The following is a 23155-nucleotide window of genomic DNA, read 5'->3' as shown; positions in this document are numbered from 1 at the left end:
TAAAGGAAAGATTGCTATGCCAAGAGGAATAAAGGTTACTATTATAGGCGGAGGGAGCGTTGACTGGAGTCCGAAACTGCTCAGTGACCTGATGCATAAACAGGAGCTTAGAGGCGCTGAATTCCGCCTTCTGGATATTGACCTGACATCAGCAAAGCGCATAGCATGTCTCGGGCAGATGATATCAGAAAAGAGAAAATGGCACTGTACATTTATCCCGACCAAAGATGAAGATAAAGCGTTAGATAATACAGATTTTGTTATTATTACAATCTCTACAGGCGGCCTTGATGCTATGGGACATGACCTTAAGATTCCGGAGAAATATGGAATCTTCCAGACAGTTGGTGATACCGTCGGCCCCGGAGGATGGGCAAGAGGACTCAGGAATATACCTGTATTTATTCATCTTGCAGAAAAAATAAAAAGGAACGCACCTAATGCAGTGATCCTTAATTATACAAATCCGATGTCAACTCTTACAAAGACGCTCACCATCTTTACAGAGCAGAAGGTTGTCGGTTTGTGTCACGGGGTCTTTGAAAGCTATAGGACTCTGATGGATATCTTCGGACTGAAAAAAGAAAGTGAACTGAATGTCAGCTTCGGAGGTATAAACCATTTCTTCTGGCTAATGGACATCAAAATACGCGGGAAGGACGGCTACAGGATGCTCCGCAATAAGCTCAAAGGCAGAAACTTTGCACAGCTCCTGAATGAAATCCATAAAGACGAAGCCGGGTTCAGTTCAAAAAGCTGGATAACGGGAGAATTATTAAACGAGTTCGGTTGTCTTCCATACAGCGGGGACCGGCATATATCGGAATTCTTTTCAAGATATCTGGCTTCTGATAAGACTAATATCAAAAAATATCATCTCAGGTGCACTACTGTAAATGAGAGGAAAAAAAGACTTGCCATCAGGACAGAGTGGCTTAAAGCCGTTCTGGCTGGTAAGGATACAAGCCAATGGAAGTGGGAATGGGACCCTGCGCCGTCCCGCGAAACCGCGGCAGATATTATATCTACACTGGCATTCGGAGGAGAATTCATTGATGTGATGAACGTCCCGAACAGGGGACAGATCTCCAACCTTCCGTACGGTTCTGTTGTGGAAACACTCGGGGTGATCAATCCCTGCGGCTTTGCCCCGATAACTGTAGGAGAATTACCTGAAGAGATACTTCCTCTTGTCCTGAGACATGTCTTGAATCAGGATCTTATCGTTGAAGCAGGTATAGAAGGAGATTCTGAGAAAGCATTTGCAGCTTTAGCCAATGACCCTCTTTGTTCACATCTCACATATCCTGATATCCGCAGAATGGGCGATGAGCTCCTGAAAGCCAATAGAAAATACCTGCCTCAATTTTATAAATAAAAAAATTAGAGGAATGGCTTTTAAATAAGGCACAGGGATAAAGATATGAAATCATCGAGCAGAAAAAATTTGTTTCCTGTAAGAGGGCTGGCAATACTGAATCCGGTTCCGATTGAGAAAAACTATGCCTTAAGATACCTTGATTATATGCACGAGAACGGACTGAATCATCTTCAAATTCATGGAGATATACATACCTTACGACGTGCAAATATTGATGGCGTAATAAGATATAAAAAGTATCCCAAATATGACAAATATAAAGATTCAAGGTATTTAGGATATGTCATCCCTGCCTTACAGGAAATTACCAGGTACGGGAGAAAACTAAATATAAACACTTATCTCTGGCACCATGAGCTGGAGATTCCCCGGAAGTTCCTCCATGACCATAAAGAGCTGTTAAACAAACACGGTGAAGTCAGACTGGAACACCCTCTTGTAAGTGACTTTATTATTAACAAGCACACTGATTTCTTCAATACCTATCCGGACATCTCGGGTACTGTAATAACATTCCTGGAGACAAGCATACCTGTCCTGAGCCTGAAATATCAGGAGCTTAAACCTGTGGAGAGAGTTATTCACATCCTGAAAATACTTATCAAAATGCATAAAAAATACAATAAGGAACTGATAATAAGACCTTTTGCATCATCCCACTCTGCCACAGACCAGCTTGTCGAGGCAATAAAGCCCTTCAGGAAGGATATAACAGTAATGACCAAGTGGTGCAGAGGCGACTGGCACTTCGGCCTGCCTGTAAATCCCTCAATTAAGAAACTGAGCCAGCTGCCTCTGATTATTGAAGGAGAGGTTCACGGAGAGTATTTCGGTAAGGGGGAACTGCCGCTTGTCTATCCGCATTACCTGAAAAAAATGATCTCAGATGTTTCCAGATATAAGATACAGGGGTTTGTAATAAGGGTTGACAGGGAAGGATATGTCGTCAGAGAGAACAAGCCCGAAGCCTTAAACAGATTTGTTGGTGTTAATCTCATAAAAAATCCCCATGCATCACTCATAAGTCTGGAGAGGGAATATGCAGAGAATAAACTGAATATTCCTGTGGGGGACTTTGCAAGGCTCATCAGGGATTCAGAAAGGGTTCTCAGGGAAACCCTGTATATAGATAATAATCACTGGAATCACGGGGGTAGGTTCTTTACCCTTTATTATCTCATAAACCGTTATATTCCGAATGTTTTTACGGGTGAGAAAATAAGAAGTGACGAGTGGTTCATTTTCGATAAGAAGAACAGCCCCGTTAAAACAGTTAAAAACAGGATGAAAGAAAATATCGAGCTTTCCGAAAACTGCATGGATTTTGTAAAGAAAAACATTCCTTCATACGCAGAGGAATATGAAATGATGCACAATGCTGCTAAAGCATGGTATTACATGTTCAATCTTCTGGACGAATATACTGCTAATATCAGAAAGAAGAAAACATATGACCTTAACAAATGGTGCAGGAAGCTTCTTGATATCAGTAGAAAGTTTGATAAAAAGTACGGCAAAAACCATTATTTCAGAAGATTTGGGGACTCGATGGGAAACAGGCCTGCAAGGGGAAAATCGGTTATTGAAAGGTTCGTCGACGATATTATGCAGTACTACAAGCTTGAGAAGAAAATGCGCCGAAAGTTGAACAGAGATAACAGGATAATAGACTATATTCTCTGCGGCTCGTTTCTTGAAGGACATCTCTTATCCAAGGAAACCAGCTATTCTTTTCCGCTGATATACAGGAACAGGTTTATCCGCGTAGCAGGCAGTAAGCCTCCACTTCTGGCCAGAGCCACAGAGGACCAGTCAGAGCTGAACCAGGGCTGGTTTTCTTATATTCTGGATACCAGAAAGGCAAAAAATTTCATTTTAGAAATAGAATTTGCCAGCGTTTCAAAGTTTATTAACATAAAAGTTAAGATAAATAATAATGAAGAAACTATTTATTTGCGTCCAAAGAGTTATTTTATCTCAAAGCAGTGGGAGTTTAAAAACTATACGAAAAAGATAATCGATATTTCATTTAGCAAACTGACAAAAGAGATAGCTGCTGTATCAGGTATAACGTTGATAGAATCTTAATAGCAGAATTGTCAATTCCTGTACTAACCAAAATTTTTAAAGCTTGACAAAAAATTATCTATGTACTAAGTTACAAGTAACAGTTACTTAAAGGAGTATAGTTCTAATGGGAAAAAGTCCTAAAGTCAGAATGCAGGATATTGCTGACAGACTCGGGGTATCTAAGGTTTCTGTATTTAAAGCATTCCATAATTCAAATCAGGTGAGTAAAGACCTAAAACATAAGGTCTACTCTCTTGCAAAGAAAATGGGCTATGGAGAAAAAAGGTCCAAAACAATACTTTTTCTTGCCATGGGAAAGTCAGAATATTTCCTCAATCAGCAGTATCTTCATAACCTTGACCGTTTCCTTGATTTGCAAAGAGGGCTTACTAAAAGATTCTTGGATGACGGATATTCCCTTGTTGTAGAGAAGATAGAAAACCTGCAGTCATATTTGTCTATAAGAAAGTCTTTTAGCCATTGTGGAGTTATTCTTTATGGAGGGATTTCAAGACTGGATCCCATAATTAAATATTTAAGGAGACATTCAATTCCCGGAGTAATAGCGAGTACGCTTTTTAAAGAGGAACATGAAACTCTTGAAATACCTTTTGTAGCTTCTGATCAGGAAATAGCAGCGTATAAGGGAATAAAGGCGCTTATAGACCTTGGGTATAGAAAAATAGGATTTGTAAGTGGTTCCTCAAAAGAATATCTTGGTTATCAAAAAAGATTAGAAGGATACAAAAAAGCATTGAGAGCATGCAATATTGCTTTTGATAAGAATTTAGTTTTTCGTATAGATTTAGCCGACATGAGGAACTCTGTATCTGCAATTGAGAATTTTTATCGGGATAAGAAACCTGACGCTATTTTTGTAACTTCGGATGATTTGGCTGTAGTTGTAATGGAACATTTCAAGTCTGTTGGGATAAAGATTCCAAAGGATCTGGGTATAATAGGATTTGACAATATGAGCTTCGGGAAAGATTGCAGACCTTCTCTCTCTTCCATAGATATCCCACGTGAAAAAATAGGCAGAAAAGCAGCAGTAGTGTTACTGAATATTATAAATGAAAAAAATATAAATATAAAGGGAAAGGGAATCTACCTTGTGCAGGGAGAGCCTGTTTTAAGAGGGAGTACAAAGCAAACCTGAGGAAGGTATTTTAAAATGTCGACTTCACAAAAGTGTTTAGTTTATGATGTAGTAGTGGTTGGAGGAGGATTAGCGGGAATTTGTGCGGCTATCGCTGCGGCCAGATTGGACTGTAAAACTGCTTTAATTCATGACCGACCAGTGTTAGGAGGAAATTCCAGCAGTGAAATTCGAGTTATTCCTACAGGGGCAAACTATTCCGGATTAAGGAAAGACTTGGGAGAGACAGGGATTATTGAAGAATTACTTTTAGAGAGTTGGTATCGAGACCCGCTTCGTAGTTTCTGCATGTGGGATACTATTCTCTGGGAATGGATAAAGAAAGAACCAAAACTCACCCTCTTTCTTAACTCTTCTGCTCAAGACGTAATAATGGAAAGCAAGAAGAGAATAAAGTCAATCAAAGTCATTCAGAGTTCCACAGAAAAGAAATTTACTCTAACATCAGATATTTTTATTGATTGTAGCGGAGATGGTCTTATTGCTTACAAGAGTGGAGCAAAATATAGAATGGGGAGGGAGGGCAAGAAAGAATTCAGGGAGAGTTTCGCTCCCGACAAGCCCGATAAATTTCTTCTAGGAAGCAGTTTATTATTTGTTGCCAAAGATTTTGGGCATCCGGTTCCTTTTACACCCCCTTTCTGGGCAAAAGATTTTCCCAGAGATGAAGATATCCCTTTCCGTATTCACAAAGATATCAGAGATGGCTACTGGTGGATTGCTTATGGGGGAATGAGAGATACTATTAAAGATAACGAAGAGATTCGTGATGAACTCCTGAAGATCCTCTTTGGTATCTGGGATCATATTAAAAATCACGGACAGCACGGAGCAGAAAATTATGCTCTCGATTGGATTGGAAAAGTACCAGGGAAAAGAGAATCCAGAAGATTTATGGGAGATTATATTCTTACACAAAAGGATGTGCAGAAATCGTCCTCTTTCAAAGATGCGGTAGCTTATGGAGGTTGGGCTATTGACCTTCACTTTCCTGAAGGAATCTATTGTAAAGAAGGGCCAAGCAATCGACCGACAATAAGATTAACAGGGCCTTACTCCATTCCTTTGCGTTGTCTCTATTCGCAGAACATTCAGAATTTAATGTTTGCCGGCAGGAATATCAGTGTAAGCCATGTAGCTCTAGGCTCTACACGAGTAATGTTAACCTGTGCTGTCGAAGGTCAAGCGGTAGGAACCGCTGCATACCTGTGCAGAAAATATCATGCCTTTCCTCGTGATATTTACCAAAAACATATTGGTGAGTTACAGCAGCAACTGTTGAAAGACGATTGCTATATTCCTCATTTGAGAAATAATGATGAAAGTGATTTGGCTCGTTTTGCAAAAGTAGAAACATCCAGTTCTCTGGAGTTAAAGGGAATAACCTCAGCTGATAGTTCTCGTCCTTTAAATACTCCGCAAGCTGAAATTATTCCTGTTTCCCAGGAACAGATTGAGAAAATTTCTTTACTTTTGGAATCCTCTCTTGCCGAAAACGCCAAGATAAAACTCCATTTCAGAAAAGCACAATCGCTCTGGGATTTTAACTCAGGAGAAGAAATTGTCTCGGTCTCAACTGAAGTTCCAGCCAGGCAGCGTTCTTGGGTTACTTTTGCTCTGAATCAGAAGATAACACCGGGTCTTTACTCAATCTCTCTTCCCAAAAAAGAAGGTATTTCATGGTGTTTTAGTTATAAAGAATTGCCTGGCCTGCAACCGGGTTATCTTCATTCCTATTGGAAATGGTGGATTCCTCAGCGAGGTGATTACTGTTTCCGCATCAGTCCTTCCAGTTTTCCATATAAAGGTGAGAATGTTGTTAATGGTGCAGGTCGACCGGAGAGCTGGCCAAATATATGGATTTCTGATCCCAGACAAGGATTTCCACAATATCTAGAGCTCGATTTTGGCAAAGAGGTTACTTTCAATAGTGTTTATCTTACCTTTAACAGCAACCTGAGTGGCTATTTAACCCTCGGGGATGTAAAGAAGCACTATTATCAACAACCATTTCATTTTGAACCTGGGCCTATTACCGAATCTTTAAAGGATTATTCTTTGCTTTTCCGGGAAGGAAATACATGGATAAAGATTTTGGAAAGAAAGGGAAACTATCAACGAAGACGTATAGACTGTTTTAAACCAGTTACTTCTTGCAAGCTCAGAGTACAGACATTCGCCACTAATGGTAGCCTGTCTGCCCAGATTTACCAAATTAGAGTCTATCTGGAGCAAGTGAAAACCAAAACCCACAGGAGGTAATAGATGACAAATATGCCTTTAAAGAAGAAAAAACAAAGTGTTAAGGCCAATATCAAATTGAAAAAAATTAAATTGGGGCTTATTGGAGCAGGGGGCAGGGGACTGCATCTATTGGATACCATAAATAAATATTTTTCTGATGAGGCACATTTTATTGCTTTATGTGACGTTGACATAAAACGACTTAAGAAAATGTCAAGAGAATCAAAAGAAAATTTTTGCCTGTTCTCTGACTACAAAAAGATGCTTGGTCTTAAGGACCTGGATGCGGTTATCATCGCTACACCTGATTTTACACACGGGGAAATAGCGCTTGAGGCTCTCTCAGCTGGAAAACATGTTCTGTGCGAGAAGCCCCTTGCCATCACAGCTGGTGACTGTAGTAAGATTATTGAGGCTTCGAAGAAAAGCGAGAAAATTTTTCAGGTTGGCTTCAACCTTCGTTATAATCCATTCCATCAGAAGTTAAAAGAGCTAGTAGATAATAAAAGTATTGGCAATATTAAAATAATCTCAGTTCTGGATTATTATTCGGGAGGAAAAACCTATTTCAGGCGCTGGAACAGATTTAGAAAGAATACAGGCGGACTTCTTATCCATAAAGGCTGTCATGTTTTTGATATGCTGAACTGGCTTATAGGAGCTAGTCCCGAAAGAGTATCTGCATTTGGAGGATTAGACGTCTTTAGACCTGATCCTAAAAAAGCAAAGAGATGCCGGGACTGTAAAGAGAAGTATACTTGCCACGGAAGCGCTTTTTATCAGGATTTTCTCCGTCCAGGTTCAATAAATAGGGCAGAAAGAAGGGGGTATAAGGATTTTGATGTCTGTCTCTGGAATTCAGAAAAAGATACACAGGATAACGACGTGGTTATTATTGAATATAAAAATGCGGTGCGGGTAAGTTATACTGAATGCTTCTTTTCCTCTATCTCAACAAGGCGTTATTCCATAGTTGGAGATAAGGCGCAAATAGAAGCAGACACAGAATCTAATCAAATTAAAGTCTTCTCTATGTCCTCAAAGAGTACTATAATCTACGATGTGAAGAATCCTGGCTCTGATGAACATGGTGGTGGAGATAGAGGAATTCTTCATAGTTTTCTAGCTTGTTTGAGAGAGAATAAATCTCCTCTGGCAAATGCCGAAGCTGGTAGATTAAGTGTTCTTGTGGGATTAGCTGCTGAGAAATCCATCCACTCAAAAAAAATCATAAATATAAAAGATATGGAAAAATAATAATGGAAAGAAGGTACGCATATCTTATCGGTATATTCAACTGGAGTGACAGAAAAGCGGTCATTAAGCCGGGTAATTTTCTGAGAGAAAAAGGGATACATCTAAAAAAATTAAAGGAGAATTGTTATGCCTGTTCAAGATAGACCTAATATCCTTGTAATAATGACAGACCAGCAGCAATATAAGACAGTTAATCCACCTTCTGGAAAAGACATATGTCCCAATTTAACAAAGCTTTCAGAAGAAGGGATTATCTTTACCCGTAATTATACTCCGGCTCCGCCGTGTGCCCCGGCAAGAACATCAACCGTTACAACAGTATATCCTCATTCTCATGGTATGCTGAATAACTGTCACATCTCGAATGCCGTTCAGAGGGAAATAAACAAGAACTGCGACAGCTTTGGGCAAAGACTGAAGGATTCCGGATATAATATGAACTATTTGGGTACATGGCATGCGGGATTTGAGACAGGACCAATAGACAGGGGATTTGATACAAAGAACAGGATTTTCCCCGGACCTAAAATAGAGAGAACTATTGAAGACAGCTGGTCGTTCAACTTTCCCGGATTTAATGATTTCCTGCTGTACGGCAGATCATCCCTTCCAGCAGAGAAGGAAATATCTGCATTAGTAACAGATGCTATTCTTGAAGAGCTTGGAAATATAAATGAACACAGTAACAATAAACCCTGGTTCTGCTGGGCAAACTACTACGGCCCGCATGATCCATTTATTGCACCGGAACCTTATGCAAGCATGTATAATCCGGATGACATAAAGATTCCGGAGAGTTTTTTTGATAAATTAGAGGATAAACCGAACGTATACAGGAGAATGAAAGAACAGTGGTTCAGGGATATTAAAGAAGAGCACGTGAGAAAAGCCACAGCATATTACTGGGGGTACTGCAGCTATATCGATGCGCAGATAGGCCGGATAATTAAGTTTCTGGATGAAGGGGGATTAAGGGAAAACACGCTTGTTGTTTTTACCTCTGACCACGGAGAGATGCTTGGGGCACATAACATGTTCTTTAAAGGGATATTTTCCTTTGAGGAGTGTATACGCGTTCCGTTGATCATGAGATGGCCGTCCGGTATAAAAAACCCCGGCCGTATCTGCGAGGGGTTAACAAGTCTTCTGGACCTGGGTCCCACGTTCCTCGATATAGCGGATGCTGAGGGAACAGACCCGTGTCATGGAAAGTCCTTACTGCCTGTCCTCAAGGGTGAGAGGGAGAAGGTAAGAGATACCCTGATGGTAGAAAACCACGGCAATATCTTTGTTTATGTACAGAGGATATTGTTAAAAGATAATTACAAACTTGTTTTTAACGGGTTTGATTATGATGAATTATATGACCTCGAGAAGGATCCGTGGGAGATGAAAAATCTTGTGAGGGAAAAATCCCATCAAAACATCTATGATGAAATGCAGGAGTCTTTATGGGAGGAAATGATGGCCATGGATGACCCCTATTCAATGAGCGAGTTCGGAGCAGCTATATTCCTGAAGAAGAAAAATCCGATGAGCAAAGCCTATTTCAAGGAAAAATGGAACTATAAGACCATGTCCAAACTGTACCAGAAACGATACACGGTTTAAAAACGGCAAATGAGATTAACTATTGAAAATGGAAGCATATTCGTATCGTGCTCCCTTTTGTTCAAGAATGATTGATAAACGGAACGATGAAGTTTGATATTTATTTTCATGCGCCGTTTGATATGATTCTTAAACACCTGAAGGATATAGCGGCTTATCACATTAATCTTGAAATATGTATGAATCCTGCTGAGCTGGACTGTTTACCTCTTGAGGAAATGAGAAAGGTTAAGAACTTTTGTTTAGAAGAAGATATAAGAACCAGTTGTCATGGTCCATATATTGACTTAAATCCGGGAAGCGAGGATCCAAAAGTAAGAAGTCTAGTAAGGGAAAGATTTGTTCAGTCTATTCAGTTTTGCAGTAAAATGGACATAAAGAATCTGGTGCTGCATACTGGATATTCACCAGTTTTTCATGAATCAATTAAAGATATCTGGTTTGAGACATCATTGGATTTGTGGAAAGAGATAAAAACTATTGCAGAAGAAAAAGAAATTAAGATAGCAATTGAAAATTGCCTGGAAAGTTCTCCTGAAATAGTTGTCCGACTTCTTAACGAAATTGGTTCAGAGAACTTTGGTATGTGTTTTGACGTTGCGCATTTTAATGTATTTGGAGACAAACCTGTTCTTGATTATTTTGACATATGCACAGACAGAATATTTGAAGTTCATCTCTCAGACAATAATGGTGATAAAGATTCTCATCTTGCATTTGGAAAGGGCAACATAAATTTTCAACAACTATTTCACAGATTAAAAGAGAAGAATCTGAATCCTATAATTACAGTAGAAGCAATGAGTATAGAAGATGTTATTTATGATATAAAATATTTAGAGAATGTGGACTGGTTTTAATATTTTTTTCACTTTTTTCTATTTTCCTATTGACATGGTTGGATAAAATTGCTATTTTTAGCACTCCAGACGAAAGAGTGCTAAAAATTTGATGAAATTTATAATAAGTTAGAAGAGGGGGGTGAGGAAATATGACGGTAAAACCACTAGCTGATAGGATATTAGTTAAGAGATTAGAAGAGGAGGACAAGATAGGAAGCATAATAGTTCCTGATACGGCTAAGGAAAAGTCTCAAAAAGCAGAGGTTATTGCTGTAGGAGAGGGGAGAAGGACAGATGAAGGAAAACTAGTTTCTCTTGAGGTTAAAAAGGGGGACAAGCTACTTATTGGTAAGTATGCAGGTACGGATATAAAGATTGATGGCGAAGAATATATAATTATGAAGCAGGAAGATGTAATGGGAATTTTTAAGAACTAAAGATAAAAACATAAAGAAAGGAGTAATACAAGATGGCAAAACAGTTAAAGTTTGGCGAAGAAGCAAGAAAGGCAATTTTAAGCGGTGTTGAGCAGCTTAGTAGGGCTGTAAAGGTAACACTTGGGCCAAAGGGCAGAAACGTTGTATTGGACAAGAAATTCGGATCTCCAACAATTACAAAGGACGGTGTTACAGTTGCAAAGGAAATTGAATTGGAAGAGCCATATGAGAATATGGGCGCTCAGATGGTAAAGGAAGTTGCGTCAAAGACTTCTGACGTAGCAGGTGACGGAACCACAACAGCTACAGTACTTGCGGAATCAATATATAGAGAGGGGCTCAGGAATGTTACAGCGGGTGCAAATCCAATGGCGCTTAAAAGAGGAATTGAAAAGGCAGTAGATAATGTTGTGAAAAGTCTTAAGGGCTTGAGCAAGCCGGTCAAAGACAAAAAAGAAATCTCTCAGGTTGCCACAATCTCTGCAAACAATGATCCAACAATTGGAAACATAATAGCAGACGCTATGGATAAGGTTGGCAAGGATGGAGTTATCACAGTTGAGGAAGCAAAGGGAATGGATACAACTCTGGATATCGTAGAAGGTATGCAGTTTGACAGAGGTTATTTGTCTCCCTATTTTGTAACTGACGCAGAAAGAATGGAAGTGGTTCTTGAGAATCCATACATCCTTATTCATGAAAAGAAAATTTCCAGTATGAAGGATTTGCTTCCGTTATTGGAAAAAGTAGCGCAATCAGGTACTCCATTCTTAATTCTTGCTGAAGAAGTTGAAGGAGAAGCTCTGGCAACAATGGTTGTGAATAAGATTAGAGGCACTCTAAAATGCGCATGTGTCAAGGCTCCGGGTTTTGGAGATAGAAGAAAGGCAATGCTTGAAGATATTGCTACTCTTACAGGAGGAAAAGCAATCTCTGAGGATCTCGGAATCAAATTAGAGAATATCACTCTTAACGATTTGGGAAGAGCAAAGCGCGTTACAATAGATAAGGAAAATACAACTATTATTGAAGGAGCAGGAAATAGAAAAGATATAGACGGCAGAATATCTCAGATTCGTACGCAAATAGATGATACAACATCAGATTATGATAAGGAAAAGCTACAGGAAAGACTGGCAAAGCTTGCCGGCGGAGTTGCAGTTATTAATGTTGGAGCTGCAACAGAGACAGAGATGAAGGAAAAGAAGGCAAGAGTTGAAGATGCGCTTCATGCAACCAGGGCCGCTGTTGAAGAGGGCGTAGTTGCAGGCGGCGGAGTTGCCTTGCTTAGATGCATATCTGATCTCGGGAAAATGGCACTGAAGGGAGACGAAGCTATTGGGCTTAACATTATCAAGCGTGCTCTTGAAGAGCCAGTAAGACAGCTTGTGAATAATGCTGGAGTTGAAGGAGCCATTGTTGTTCAGGAGCTTCTTAAAAAAGAGAAAAATGTTGGATTTAATGTGCAGGATGGTAAATATGAGGACATGTTTGCAGCAGGTATTGTGGATCCGACAAAAGTAACAAGGACCGCTCTTCAGAATGCAGCAAGCATTGCAGGATTACTGCTTACAACAGAAGCGCTTGTAACAGACGTTCCTGAAAAGGAAAAGATGCCTCCAATGCCTGGCGGCGGCGGAATGGGCGGAGGGATGTATTAAAATAAGAACTGATTAGTATAGGGGCATGGTTTGCCGTGCCCCTATAAATTTACGAGGAGACAAGATATGAAATTAGTACCTTTAGAAGACAGAGTTATTATAAAGAGATTAGAAGCTGAGGATAAGACAAAGGGAGGTATAATTCTTCCCGATACAGCTAAGGAAAAACCGCAAAAGGGTAAGATTATAGCTGTTGGCAGTGGAAAAGTGTTGGAAGATGGGAAGAAACAATCAATGAGTGTTAAAAAAGGCGACAAAGTTATTTTTGCATCATACGCAGGCACAGAAGTACAAATTGACGGGGAAGAGCATCTGATAATGAAAGAGGAAGACATCTTAGCTGTTATAGAATAGCAGCATATGTTTTTTAAGCCTCCTGCACCCCGAATGCTTTGGGGACAGGAGGCTTATTTGTTTTGACTATCTTAGGGAGGGAATAGAATTGGCTGGAGAAAACAGGTTTCATAATCTTCAAAAACTGACGTATCTTCTAATTGTTGTTCTATTGATTTATGGAGGTCGAAACCTGTGGATAAATTTTGCAAGTCCAAGGCATAAGAAAACAAAAATTTTCTTAAAAACTTTTGATATTATCCAGACTCGCTATATAGATAAGACAGAGCCCAGAGACCTTATATATAGTGCTGTTGATAGTATGGTTAAGAGTCTTGGGGATCCGTACAGCCAGTTTATACCACAGGAAGCGTATGGCGAAGTTAAGATATTTGAAAAAGGGGAATATGGGGGACTGGGCATAGTTATAGGAATAAGGGATAATAAGGTTATAGTTATTTCACCTATAGAAGGTACTCCTGCAGATAAAGCTGGAATAAAGCCCGGGGATGTTGTTGTGAAAATAGACGGAATAAGCTGTGTTGGATGGTCGTTGTCAGAAGTAGTGAAAGAGCTTAGAGGGGAAGAAGGGACAAAAGTTTCATTGTATATAGAACGCGAGAAATATCAGAAACTTTTGCATTTTGAAATTATTAGAAAAATTATAGAACTTAGATCAGTTTATTATAAATTAATAAACAATAGTATCGGATATATTAGAATTGTAGATTTTGGAAACGGAACATTAAAGAGTTTTAAAGATGCCATAAATAGTTTGGATAAAAAAAAGACAAAGTCTCTTATTTTAGATTTAAGAAATAACCCGGGTGGATTTATTGACCAGGCAGTAGAGATTTCAGATTGTTTCTTATCTAACGGATTAATAGTTAAGACAAAGAGACGGAGCAAAGAGCAGACTAAGACATATAGAGCAACAAAGAGCAAAGAAGATATACTCTTGCCGTTAGTTGTGCTGATAAATAAAGGCAGTGCCAGCGCAGCGGAGATTGTTGCTGGCGCCTTGCAGTGTAATAAGCGCGCAACTATAATAGGAACAACCAGTTTTGGAAAGGGATCAGTACAAGGCATTTTCCATTTGCCTGATAAAACAGCTCTTTGTCTGACTATTGCCAGATATTATATTCCTGATGGCAGCTTAATCGATGGTAAAGGCATCCAGCCTGATATAGAAATCAAAATTCCTGAATCATGGTACGAAAAATCAATAAAGGAACAGATTGAATTACTTGACCCTCAGTTAGAGAAGGCAGTGGAGGTACTTGGTAGATTTTAGTTGTATCTTGTTTTCTGTACTCTTATTCCTCAAGCACTTTAATCAGTCTATTCCAGATGTTCATATCTTCTGCCTCGTCAGAGATGGCTTGAGTCCATTTCTTCAGATAGTCTATATCAAGCTTGGGTCTGTGACGAATAACAACCGATTTAGCATCTAACATATCCTTATCACGGCCAACAATTATCTTGAATAGAATTAAGTCCTCAGGAGACGGGAAAAAGGCCATTCTGTTCACGAACGTAAGTCTTTGAGCTCGTTCAAAAGCACTATCCTCAAGAGGTATACTGGCAATGATTACATCTGCATGAAAAGAACCTCGATTCAGTCTGAAGGTACCTGTCTGTTTTATTCTCTGCATTTTCTCTTTAATGTTTAGTTCAAACCCATTTGCATCGGCAGCTTCCAGAAAATGGCGCACATCCTGCTTTCGGATAGAAATAATTAAATCAATATCCTGCGTCATTCTCGGTTCACCAATAAGACTGACTGCAACTCCACCTATGACAAGGTAAGGGGCATTTGAGTCTTCTAAAAAATCAATCAATACTTTGCAAAACTCATCAAGTCTATTCACTGCTTCACCCGTCTTCCCTTAACTGGTTTTCTCTTAATCTGCATAGCTAACGCATACGGACGATCATCATCGCTGAACTTAAGCTGTCTAAGGAGTTTTGAGGAAAGCATCTGTTCAGTGATAAACGCACTCTCTTCGTAGGTGAGCCCCTGCAAATATTCCGCCCTTTCCCGCTCACTTTCTATCAGGTATTGTTCCGGATTCTTAATCATTTATTAGATTATTCACTATCTCTATAAGCTTCCTGCCGTATGTCATATAGATTTTGTATGCTTCCTCACTAGTAGCTTCTTTACCTAAATGAACTGCTGCTGCAAGGTGAGGCTCAATAGAAATGCCGCCTTCATATCCTGCATTTTTCAAATCCTGAAGAATTTCTGAAACATAGGCATGTCCTTCTCCACAGTAGGTAGTTTGAGCTTTTCCGTCAGGAAGCATAATTGCATCTTTTATATGCACATAAGTAATATGTTTCTTCACTTTTGAATAGAAAGACATAGCGTCCTGACCATGAAAAACAGTATTTCCTGTATCGAAAACAAGTTTCAAGGCTGGAGAATTGATTTCTGAAAGCATTTTTAGAGAGTTTTCCGGACTTTCCCCTGCCCATCCACTGCAATTTTCATGCACCATTATAATTTCACCATCTTCTGCTATCTTTGAAAGTTCTCTTAATCTTTCAATAGCCTTCTTTTCCCACTCAATCTCTTTTATAGGTTTGTCGTTGTCATTTGGCCAGCTCATAATGCGGATAAACTTTGTCCCAAATTTTTTCATGCGAGGAATAGCCTTTTTTAACTCATCTATATCCAGTTGGAAATCACCGGTTATAGGTCTTGACCAATTGGCTATACAGCCTGCGAAACATGATACCTTCATCTGGGCATCATTGACTTTTCCATATACTTCGTCAAACTTAGAATCATGCATAAGCGTTAGATTTTCTCCATCAACATTCCTAATCTCCAGATATTTCCATCCAAGTTCTTTATGCGCCTTTATCTGTGTCTCTATGGGTTTGCCTGCTTCGTCACTGATTCCTGAAAAAAACATTTTATTTACCTCCTGTTTAGTTAAAGTTTGCCTTATTCGCTATATCTGGGAATAATCAGCTTTTGCCCAATAGATAAAAAGTCAGGGTCTTCAATGTTGTTTGCCTGAATAATTGTTCTGGAAGGAACCCCAAAACGAACAGCAATTTCAATTAGAGTATCCCCTTTCTGAACAATGTAATATTTTCCATCTTCTAATTTTTCAGTGCTTAATTTAGCATCATCAGGCGCTAAAATATTTATTTGTTTTTTTATCTTTCCGATTTCCCCTAAAAGTTCGTCAAGCACTATTTCAATCTTCTTGTTAAAGTTTTGCTTATCCTTCTTTTGTATGTTCAATAGGTTATTATATGCAGTCTTTAGCTGGTCTATCTGTTTTTGAATAGAGATAATGTTATTACTTAGAGATGTAATATTTTTGTTTGTATCAATGCTATTATTATTTAATTGGTCTCTAAATTGAGTGCAAAACAGCTCAACTTGTTCCTTAAGATCGCGAAGTTGTTTATCTTTTTCTGACAGAGAACCCCCTATCTTACTTGTCTCATCCTTTAATAAGAGAATCTGCTCACTCAGTCCAACCTGGCCTTCCTGTATTGTGCCAACATCTTCTTTTGTAGCTATCTTAGTTATCAGACAGCCTGATAGAAAAACAGCAACCAGTAAACAGTGAACAGTGAACAGCAGGATTTTGTTGGATAATCTAACTTTTTTCATAAAAGGAGTAAGATTATTACTGCGAAATTAGAAGATGTGATCTCCTGTTTTTTGCCCAGGCCTTTTCATCATGTCCAGTATCAACAGGTTTGTCTTCTCCATAGGTTATTGTGTATAATCTTGACGGAGAGATACCTAATCCTGTTAGATATCTGCGCACGCTCAAGGCTCTCTGCTCGCCGAGTATGAGGTTATACTTTCTGGAACCCCGCTCATCGCAATGTCCTTCAATCATTAGACGTATATTTCTATGTTTTTTTAACCATGTAGCAACTTTCTCCAACGTGGATATTGCGTCTTTTCCTAGACGATAGCTGTCATAATCAAAAAGGATGTCAGAAAATATTACTTTTTCCTTTGCACTAGGTTCTACAAATATTGTATCCTTTACAGGCTTTTCCAAAGGAATGTTTTCTCCTTTAATTGCAGCCATCTGAGCTTGTTTTATGTTGTCTTCATACTCTTTATCACTTGTGAACTTCTTAAATGTTGAACATCCTCCTAAGTACAATGAAAGCAACAAAGCTACAGACATAACCAGCGAAAACTTTTTCATAATTGCTCCTTATTTTTTTGTATGCTAGAATAATCTAGCGTTATGCTAAAATCTAGCATACAGAATCAGTTATGTCAATATTTGTTGTGTAGAGATAAAAGAGAATTGAATGAATATAGGTAAAATTAGAAACAAGTTGCAAGATTATAATCAGGAACATGTTCTTAAATGGTGGAATCAGTTAGATGATACTCAACGCAAATGGCTTCTTCAGGACATTGAGAGTATTGATTTTGAGCTCATGGAGAAATTAGTTAACCAATACATGGAAAGAAAGGAAATCTCTATATCATTTGATGATATTAAAAGCCCTGAAATTATTAAAATTCCAAGAACTGAACGTGAGATACTGCATCAGAGAGAGGCAAGAGAGATAGGCGAGCAGTGTATAAGGGATGGTAAAGCAGCTTGCTTTGTTGTTGCAGGAGGGCAGGGTACAAGGCTTGGTTTTGAAGGGCCAAAAGGTGCGTATCCTATTGGTCCAATATCCGCTAACAGCATATTTCAATTTCATGCAGAGAAGATACTTAAAGCACAGCAGAAATATAATGTTCAACTCATGTGGTATATTATGACGAGCAAGCTGCTTCATGAGCAAACAATAGAATTTTTTGAAGACAATAAATATTTTGGTATGCATAAAGATCAGGTGCGATTTTTTTCTCAAAGAATGCTTCCTGCAATAGATAAAGATGGCAGGTTCCTTATGAGTTCAAAGTATGAAGTTTTTAAGAGTCCAAATGGACATGGAGGAGCCTTGCTTGCTCTCAGGGAGAGTGGAGCTATTGATGAAATGCTGGAAACTGGTATTGAATATATAAGTTACTTTCAGATAGACAATCTTATTGTCAATGTCCTGGACCCTGTTTTTATAGGTTATCATGTAAAAGCAGATGCTCAGATGTCAAATAAGGTAACGCCCAAAATTGCTCCTTCGGAAAAAGTCGGAGCAGTTGTAGTAATGGATAAGAAATATGCGGTTATTGAATATAGCGATTTACCCCAAGTGCATATGAGCGATAAAGATAAAGACGGCTCTTTTAAATTTAATGCAGGAAGCATAGCAATTCATATATTAAATACAGAGTTTGTAAAGTCTCTTACTGAGAAAGGGATAGGACTTCCGTATCATATAGCAGAAAAGAATATCCCTTATGTGAATAATAGCGGCGAGTATATTAAGCCAAAGGATAAGAACGGAATAAAATTTGAAACATTTATCTTTGATGCATTAAAGTTTGCTGAAAATGTCGCAAACATGGAAGTTATGCGCGAGGATGAATTCTCTCCAATAAAAAATTTAAGAGGTTCGGATTCTGTTGAAAGCGGGAAACAGCTTTATATAAACAGATGTGCGCGCTGGCTCATGGAAGCAGGGATCGATATTCCGTTTGACAAAAATGGAATATCAAAAATCAAGATAGAAATCAGCCCATTATTTGCAAACTCACCGGATGATTTGCAGCGTAAGGACTTGGCCTCAATAGATACTACCAGAGACATATATCTGGCGTAATACTCTCCACTCCAGGTGATTTCCTTATTGAAATTTTTTAGGCTCTCTATATAATACAGCGATGGTTTTTTAGTCTTATTATTTACTTACAGGAAACTCAATGAAAAAACTTTTTATTATTGGTGTTGGAAATATGGGCGGAGCTATATTGAAAGGGATTATTCCACAAGTTCTTAAAGAAAATGATATTTCTGTTTATGATGTGGATAAAAGCAGGCTGCAGCCTTTTTTAGACTCAAAAATAGAGGTCGTTGATACAATTGAAAAGGGCGTGAAAAATGCCGAAAGCATCCTTCTGGCAGTAAAACCTCAGGATATGGAGGATGTTCTTATGGAAATAAGATGCGCAGTTTCTGAGAGAAACCTTGTTATTTCCATTGCTGCAGGTATTACAACAAATTATATTAAGAGAGTATTAGGGCAAAATACTAAAGTTGCCAGAGTTATGCCAAATCTTTGCATTAGTGTAAAAGAGGGAGCTTCAGCGTGTTGTTTTAGTAGTGACTGTCGCAATGAAGATAAACAGTTTGTTGAGTCTCTGTTTAAAGCGCTTGGTATAACTTTGACTATTGATGAAAATAAGATGAATATTATTACAGCTATAAGCGGGAGCGGTCCGGGATATTTATTTAAAATTATGGAGATCCTTATTGATACAGGGAAGAAAGAGGGTCTTAAAGAAGAGGATTCTAGAAAACTGGTTTATCAAACAGTTTCAGGAGCTATCTCTTTAGCAATGAATAGTAATATTTCGGCAAGGGCATTGAGAGAAAAAGTAACATCCAAAGCAGGCACAACAGAAGCAGCCCTAAAGGTTATGGATGAATACAAAATTGAGGAAATGTTTCGTGAAGCTGTAAAGGCAGCTCTCAATAGAGCAAAGGAATTGTCAAAGGAGTAGGAATGTTTGTTTTTGCTAATTTCATAATAGCAATAGCGCAGATTGTTGGTGCGATATTAACGATACTTACCTGGATTATAATCATAAGGGCACTTATATCCTGGGTAAATCCAGATCCCTACAATTCAATAGTACAGTTTTTATACAGAGTAACTGAGCCTATCCTGATGCCTATACGGAAGATACTGCCGGCAATGGGTGGTTTTGATCTTTCGCCGATAGTGGCTTTAATAGGAATTATGTTTATCAGGTCTTTTGTGGTACGGACACTTATTGAGTTTGGCATGAGGTTAAAATAGGAGATGTTAAAAAAATAATGGAATACAAAGACACATTAAATCTCCCAAAAACAAGTTTTAAGATGAAGGCAAATCTCTCACAGAAAGAGCCGGAGATTTTAAGGAATCTTGAAGAGCAGAATATTTATCAGAAGATACGGGATAAATATAAAGGACATCCTTCTTATATTCTGCATGACGGGCCTCCCTACGCAAATGGAGATATTCATGTGGGGCAGGCATTCAACAAGATTATGAAGGATATGGTGATAAAGTATAAAACAATGAAGGGGTTTGATGCTCCTTATGTGCCTGGATGGGACTGTCATGGCCTGCCGATAGAATATCAGCTTTTAAAAGAATTAGGAGTTACGAGACATCAGATTGGCCATGTGAAATTTCGCAAGAAAGCCAGAGCCTACGCAGATAAGTATATAGAGAGACAGAAAAAGGAATTCAAGAGATTAGGTGTATTCGGAGAATGGGACAATCCTTATCTTACAATGGATTTCAACTATGAAGCGGAAATCATAAGAGCTTTTGGGAGATTGGCAAAGGAGGGCTACGTATATAAAGGGAGGAAGCCGGTTTACTGGTGTATAAAATGTGAAACAGCGCTGGCTGAAGCAGAGGTGGAATACAAAGACAAAACCTCTCCCTCTATATGGGTAAAGTTTCCTATTGAAAATAAATCTGCGACATACATTCTTATCTGGACAACTACACCATGGACAATCCCTGCAAATGTTGCTGTTGCTGTTCATCCTGGATTTAAGTATGCATTTGTCAAAACAAGGATTGGCGGCATAGAACAGGTATTAATCATGGCAGAAAGCAGGGTTTCTGCTGTTGCAGATACATGTTTTGGGAATAAATACGAGATTCTAAAGGTCGTAAAGGGTGAAGATTTAGGGAGCATGGAATATAGGCATCCTTTTTTGGATAGGATTGGGAAAGTAGTGTTTGCTGATTATGTTGAACTGAATGAGGGGACAGGTTGTGTTCACACTGCGCCGGGACATGGAGCAGACGATTATCTGACAGGAATAAAATTTAATCTGCCAATACTTTCTCCTGTAAATAATAAAGGGGAATTTACCGAGGAAGCAGGTTCAGATCTTAAAGGACGAAATGTATTTGAGGCGAATGCAAAAATAGTAGATAAACTGTCGTCTAAGAGTTTATTGCTGCATGAAGATAAGGTTCAGCATTCCTATCCACATTGCTGGAGATGCAAGGAGCCTGTTATTTTCAGGGCAACACCTCAGTGGTTTATGAGTGTGGATAAGCATAACCTGCGCAGCAGGGCGCTTGCTGCTGTAAAGAAGGTAAAATGGATTCCGCCCCGCACTATGAATAGAATAGATGCTATGCTTATGACGAGACCTGATTGGTGTTTGTCCAGACAGAGGTACTGGGGAGTAGCAATACCAGCTTTGTATTGCACAAATTGCAAGCATACGATACTCAATCAGACTATTATTGAGAATGTAGCTAAACTTGTTTCTGTAAAGGGATCTGATGCATGGTTTGAAGTTGATATAGAAAAAATTGTCCCGGAAAATTTTGCCTGTCCAAAGTGTGGCAAAACAAGTTTTGAGAAAGAAAAAGATATTATTGATGTGTGGTTCGATTCAGGTGTGAGTCATGAGGCTGTACTTAAGAAAAGGAAGAATCTATCATGGCCGGCAGATCTGTATTTAGAAGGAAGCGATCAGCATAGAGGGTGGTTTCAAACCTCTCTGCTCGCATCAATGGGATTAAATAATAAATCAAGCTACAGGAGTGTGTTAACTCATGGCTTTGTAATGGATGGTGAAGGCAAAAAGATGTCAAAATCCATTGGTAATGTGATTGATCCCCAGGATGTAACAGAAAAATATGGAGCTGATATACTAAGACTCTGGGTATGTTCTTCAGATTATAAGGATGATATTAGAATTTCCGATGATATTCTAAGGCAAATAGTTGATGTATACAGAAGGATAAGAAATACTGTTCGCTTTATTCTCGGGAATATATCTGACTTTAATCCGGATAAGGATGGAATTGCTCACAATAAGTTAACGGAAATAGATAAATGGATGTATTCCAAACTGCAGGAGCTTATAAAGAATGTTGGAGATGCATACGAAAATTTTGCATTCAACAAAGTTTATGTCTTGTTAAACAATTTTTGCACAAATGAGTTAAGTTCTTTTTATCTGGATGTGTTAAAAGATAGATTATACACCGCTAAAGGGGACTCTTCCGAGAGGAGGAGTTCGCAAACAGTGCTTTATGAGATTATTGAAAACATGGCAAGATTAATGTGTCCCGTTTTAACCTTTACATCTGAAGAGATATGGGAACATATTCCAGAGAAAAAGGATAGTGTGTTCCTGGCAGAGTTCCCCAATCAAGGTAAAATAGATAATTCTTTACACCAGAAGTGGCAGAAAATATTGAGTATTCGTGAGAAGGTTCTTAAGATAATTGAAGAAGCGCGGGAGAAAAAACTTATTGGCAACTCTCTTGAAGCGGAAGTGACTATATATTGCACAAAAGAGACAGCAGAGTTTTTGGAGAACTTTGGGGAAACTTTGCCCTTGATTTTTATTGTGTCAAAAGTTAGTATTACGCAATTTTCAAAGACGGATTCTAAAAAAGATTTGAGGATAGTTGTGGAACATGCTTCTGGAGAGAAATGTGTTAGATGCTGGAACTGGAAGGAATCAGTTGGAAAAGACAAACAGCATCCGCAATTATGCACCCGTTGTGTAGAGGTAATGAAGAGCATAGATTAAATTCTTAAGGAGATAAATTAATATGAAAAAACTTTCCATATTTTTGCTAATATTTTCAATGATTCTAACCAGCATAACTCCGGCATATAGCTGGCCGTGGTCCAAAAACCCCAAACCGCTTTCGCCCAAAACGGCAACGATTCAGGGCAGGATAACAGATTCGGTAACAAATCAAGCCATATCTGGGACAGCAGTCCAGGCAGGCAGTTACAGAGCTACAACAAATGCAAGTGGTAATTATGTAATAAGAAGTATTAAGGTATGGTTCTGGGGAAGGATATATAGAGTAAAAGCCGAAGCAAATGGATATTACTCAAGTTCCAGATGGATATATGTAAGAAGAGGAAGAACATACACATTAAACTTCGGATTAAGACCTAAAAAGCCGCTAATATTAGTCAATATAACCTCGCCTGAAGATAGTTCATATATAAGAGGAACAAGTTTAGACGTATCAGTATCATGGCAGGGCAGAGCAGGAAT

At 38.7% G+C, this 23155-nt stretch carries 22 protein-coding genes; 17 read left to right on the top strand and 5 right to left on the bottom strand.

All coding sequences use genetic code 11. The features are described 5' to 3' along the window. Window positions 1-16: 16 nt before the first annotated feature. From KKC91_06810 to KKC91_06755, 12 genes are all read left to right on the top strand, one after another. Window positions 17-1378 (top strand): hypothetical protein, encoded by a 1362-nt coding sequence (locus tag KKC91_06810; GenBank protein ID MBU0478261.1) that lies wholly within the window; start codon window positions 17-19, stop codon window positions 1376-1378. A gap of 45 nt (window positions 1379-1423) precedes the next feature. Then, entirely contained in the window at window positions 1424-3469 is a 2046-nt protein-coding gene (locus tag KKC91_06805) for a hypothetical protein (GenBank protein MBU0478260.1), read from the top strand. A 106-nt stretch (window positions 3470-3575) separates the two neighbouring features. After that, window positions 3576-4610, top strand: coding sequence for a LacI family transcriptional regulator (locus KKC91_06800; GenBank protein MBU0478259.1), 1035 nt, complete (start codon window positions 3576-3578; stop codon window positions 4608-4610). Window positions 4611-4625: 15 nt separating this feature from the next. Next, the gene (locus KKC91_06795) at window positions 4626-6872 is read left to right on the top strand and encodes an FAD-dependent oxidoreductase (protein MBU0478258.1); all 2247 of its coding nucleotides are present in this window, start codon (window positions 4626-4628) and stop codon (window positions 6870-6872) included. A gap of 3 nt (window positions 6873-6875) precedes the next feature. After that, window positions 6876-8111, top strand: coding sequence for a Gfo/Idh/MocA family oxidoreductase (locus KKC91_06790; GenBank protein MBU0478257.1), 1236 nt, complete (start codon window positions 6876-6878; stop codon window positions 8109-8111). A gap of 2 nt (window positions 8112-8113) precedes the next feature. Continuing rightward, entirely contained in the window at window positions 8114-8254 is a 141-nt protein-coding gene (locus KKC91_06785; protein ID MBU0478256.1) for a hypothetical protein, read from the top strand. Further along, window positions 8238-9722, top strand: a complete 1485-nt coding sequence (locus tag KKC91_06780; GenBank protein ID MBU0478255.1) for a sulfatase-like hydrolase/transferase — start codon at window positions 8238-8240, stop codon at window positions 9720-9722. Before KKC91_06785 ends, KKC91_06780 begins: the two co-directional genes overlap by 17 nt. An 86-nt stretch (window positions 9723-9808) precedes the next feature. Next, complete coding sequence (locus tag KKC91_06775) at window positions 9809-10582, top strand: sugar phosphate isomerase/epimerase (protein MBU0478254.1); 774 nt, start codon at window positions 9809-9811, stop codon at window positions 10580-10582. A gap of 131 nt (window positions 10583-10713) precedes the next feature. Then, window positions 10714-11001, top strand: coding sequence for a co-chaperone GroES (locus KKC91_06770; GenBank protein ID MBU0478253.1), 288 nt, complete (start codon window positions 10714-10716; stop codon window positions 10999-11001). Between the two features lie 32 nt (window positions 11002-11033). Further along, window positions 11034-12662, top strand: a complete 1629-nt coding sequence (groL, locus tag KKC91_06765; GenBank protein MBU0478252.1) for a chaperonin GroEL — start codon at window positions 11034-11036, stop codon at window positions 12660-12662. A 66-nt stretch (window positions 12663-12728) separates the two neighbouring features. Beyond that, window positions 12729-13016 carry a co-chaperone GroES gene (gene groES, locus KKC91_06760; GenBank protein MBU0478251.1) on the top strand — a complete coding sequence of 96 codons (288 nt, stop codon included), beginning with the start codon at window positions 12729-12731 and terminating at the stop codon, window positions 13014-13016. Between the two features lie 88 nt (window positions 13017-13104). Continuing rightward, window positions 13105-14289, top strand: a complete 1185-nt coding sequence (locus tag KKC91_06755) for a S41 family peptidase (protein MBU0478250.1) — start codon at window positions 13105-13107, stop codon at window positions 14287-14289. A 22-nt stretch (window positions 14290-14311) separates the two neighbouring features. Here the strand turns inward: KKC91_06755 and KKC91_06750 are convergent, their stop codons facing one another. The 5 genes from KKC91_06750 to KKC91_06730 are packed head-to-tail and all read right to left on the bottom strand — an operon-like array spanning window position 14312 to window position 17191. Continuing rightward, window positions 14312-14866 (bottom strand): nucleotidyltransferase, encoded by a 555-nt coding sequence (locus tag KKC91_06750; GenBank protein MBU0478249.1) that lies wholly within the window; start codon window positions 14864-14866, stop codon window positions 14312-14314. Then, complete coding sequence (locus KKC91_06745) at window positions 14863-15078, bottom strand: hypothetical protein (GenBank protein ID MBU0478248.1); 216 nt, start codon at window positions 15076-15078, stop codon at window positions 14863-14865. The genes KKC91_06750 and KKC91_06745 overlap by 4 nt, the downstream gene beginning before the upstream one ends. Beyond that, a complete protein-coding gene (locus tag KKC91_06740; protein ID MBU0478247.1) occupies window positions 15071-15919 on the bottom strand; it encodes a sugar phosphate isomerase/epimerase in 849 nt (282 codons plus the stop codon). The genes KKC91_06745 and KKC91_06740 overlap by 8 nt, the downstream gene beginning before the upstream one ends. A 32-nt stretch (window positions 15920-15951) precedes the next feature. Continuing rightward, window positions 15952-16635: a LysM peptidoglycan-binding domain-containing protein gene (locus tag KKC91_06735; GenBank protein MBU0478246.1), complete on the bottom strand. Its 684-nt coding sequence runs from the start codon at window positions 16633-16635 to the stop codon at window positions 15952-15954. Window positions 16636-16651: 16 nt separating this feature from the next. Beyond that, the gene (locus tag KKC91_06730; protein MBU0478245.1) at window positions 16652-17191 is read right to left on the bottom strand and encodes an OmpA family protein; all 540 of its coding nucleotides are present in this window, start codon (window positions 17189-17191) and stop codon (window positions 16652-16654) included. Window positions 17192-17300: 109 nt separating this feature from the next. Here KKC91_06730 and KKC91_06725 point away from each other — a divergent pair, with 109 nt between their 5' ends. The 5 genes from KKC91_06725 to KKC91_06705 all read left to right on the top strand — a co-directional run. Then, entirely contained in the window at window positions 17301-18707 is a 1407-nt protein-coding gene (locus KKC91_06725; protein MBU0478244.1) for a UDPGP type 1 family protein, read from the top strand. Window positions 18708-18807: 100 nt separating this feature from the next. Continuing rightward, window positions 18808-19608: a pyrroline-5-carboxylate reductase gene (locus KKC91_06720; GenBank protein ID MBU0478243.1), complete on the top strand. Its 801-nt coding sequence runs from the start codon at window positions 18808-18810 to the stop codon at window positions 19606-19608. Window positions 19609-19610: 2 nt separating this feature from the next. Then, a complete protein-coding gene (locus KKC91_06715; protein MBU0478242.1) occupies window positions 19611-19907 on the top strand; it encodes a YggT family protein in 297 nt (98 codons plus the stop codon). A gap of 17 nt (window positions 19908-19924) precedes the next feature. Beyond that, window positions 19925-22672 (top strand): isoleucine--tRNA ligase, encoded by a 2748-nt coding sequence (ileS, locus tag KKC91_06710; protein ID MBU0478241.1) that lies wholly within the window; start codon window positions 19925-19927, stop codon window positions 22670-22672. A gap of 22 nt (window positions 22673-22694) precedes the next feature. Continuing rightward, a partial coding sequence (locus KKC91_06705; GenBank protein ID MBU0478240.1) for a carboxypeptidase-like regulatory domain-containing protein occupies window positions 22695-23155 on the top strand: 461 nt, incomplete at its 3' end.

The sequence above is a fragment of the bacterium genome, from assembly GCA_018812485.1.
In the GTDB taxonomy this organism is placed as follows: domain Bacteria; phylum JAHJDO01; class JAHJDO01; order JAHJDO01; family JAHJDO01; genus JAHJDO01.
This window is presented reverse-complemented; position numbering and strand designations above follow the sequence as displayed.

What these genes read in the sequence shown, in the direction of transcription:
- KKC91_06810 (MBU0478261.1), top strand. Translation starts at nt 17, where the DNA reads ATGCCAAGAGGAATAAAGGTTACTATTATAGGCGGAGGGAGCGTTGAC.
- KKC91_06805 (MBU0478260.1), top strand. Translation starts at nt 1,424, where the DNA reads ATGAAATCATCGAGCAGAAAAAATTTGTTTCCTGTAAGAGGGCTGGCA.
- KKC91_06800 (MBU0478259.1), top strand. Translation starts at nt 3,576, where the DNA reads ATGGGAAAAAGTCCTAAAGTCAGAATGCAGGATATTGCTGACAGACTC.
- KKC91_06795 (MBU0478258.1), top strand. Translation starts at nt 4,626, where the DNA reads ATGTCGACTTCACAAAAGTGTTTAGTTTATGATGTAGTAGTGGTTGGA.
- KKC91_06790 (MBU0478257.1), top strand. Translation starts at nt 6,876, where the DNA reads ATGACAAATATGCCTTTAAAGAAGAAAAAACAAAGTGTTAAGGCCAAT.
- KKC91_06785 (MBU0478256.1), top strand. Translation starts at nt 8,114, where the DNA reads ATGGAAAGAAGGTACGCATATCTTATCGGTATATTCAACTGGAGTGAC.
- KKC91_06780 (MBU0478255.1), top strand. Translation starts at nt 8,238, where the DNA reads ATGCCTGTTCAAGATAGACCTAATATCCTTGTAATAATGACAGACCAG.
- KKC91_06775 (MBU0478254.1), top strand. Translation starts at nt 9,809, where the DNA reads ATGAAGTTTGATATTTATTTTCATGCGCCGTTTGATATGATTCTTAAA.
- KKC91_06770 (MBU0478253.1), top strand. Translation starts at nt 10,714, where the DNA reads ATGACGGTAAAACCACTAGCTGATAGGATATTAGTTAAGAGATTAGAA.
- groL (MBU0478252.1), top strand. Translation starts at nt 11,034, where the DNA reads ATGGCAAAACAGTTAAAGTTTGGCGAAGAAGCAAGAAAGGCAATTTTA.
- groES (MBU0478251.1), top strand. Translation starts at nt 12,729, where the DNA reads ATGAAATTAGTACCTTTAGAAGACAGAGTTATTATAAAGAGATTAGAA.
- KKC91_06745 (MBU0478248.1), bottom strand. Translation starts at nt 15,078, where the DNA reads ATGATTAAGAATCCGGAACAATACCTGATAGAAAGTGAGCGGGAAAGG.
- KKC91_06740 (MBU0478247.1), bottom strand. Translation starts at nt 15,919, where the DNA reads ATGTTTTTTTCAGGAATCAGTGACGAAGCAGGCAAACCCATAGAGACA.
- KKC91_06735 (MBU0478246.1), bottom strand. Translation starts at nt 16,635, where the DNA reads ATGAAAAAAGTTAGATTATCCAACAAAATCCTGCTGTTCACTGTTCAC.
- KKC91_06730 (MBU0478245.1), bottom strand. Translation starts at nt 17,191, where the DNA reads ATGAAAAAGTTTTCGCTGGTTATGTCTGTAGCTTTGTTGCTTTCATTG.
- KKC91_06725 (MBU0478244.1), top strand. Translation starts at nt 17,301, where the DNA reads ATGAATATAGGTAAAATTAGAAACAAGTTGCAAGATTATAATCAGGAA.
- KKC91_06720 (MBU0478243.1), top strand. Translation starts at nt 18,808, where the DNA reads ATGAAAAAACTTTTTATTATTGGTGTTGGAAATATGGGCGGAGCTATA.
- KKC91_06715 (MBU0478242.1), top strand. Translation starts at nt 19,611, where the DNA reads ATGTTTGTTTTTGCTAATTTCATAATAGCAATAGCGCAGATTGTTGGT.
- ileS (MBU0478241.1), top strand. Translation starts at nt 19,925, where the DNA reads ATGGAATACAAAGACACATTAAATCTCCCAAAAACAAGTTTTAAGATG.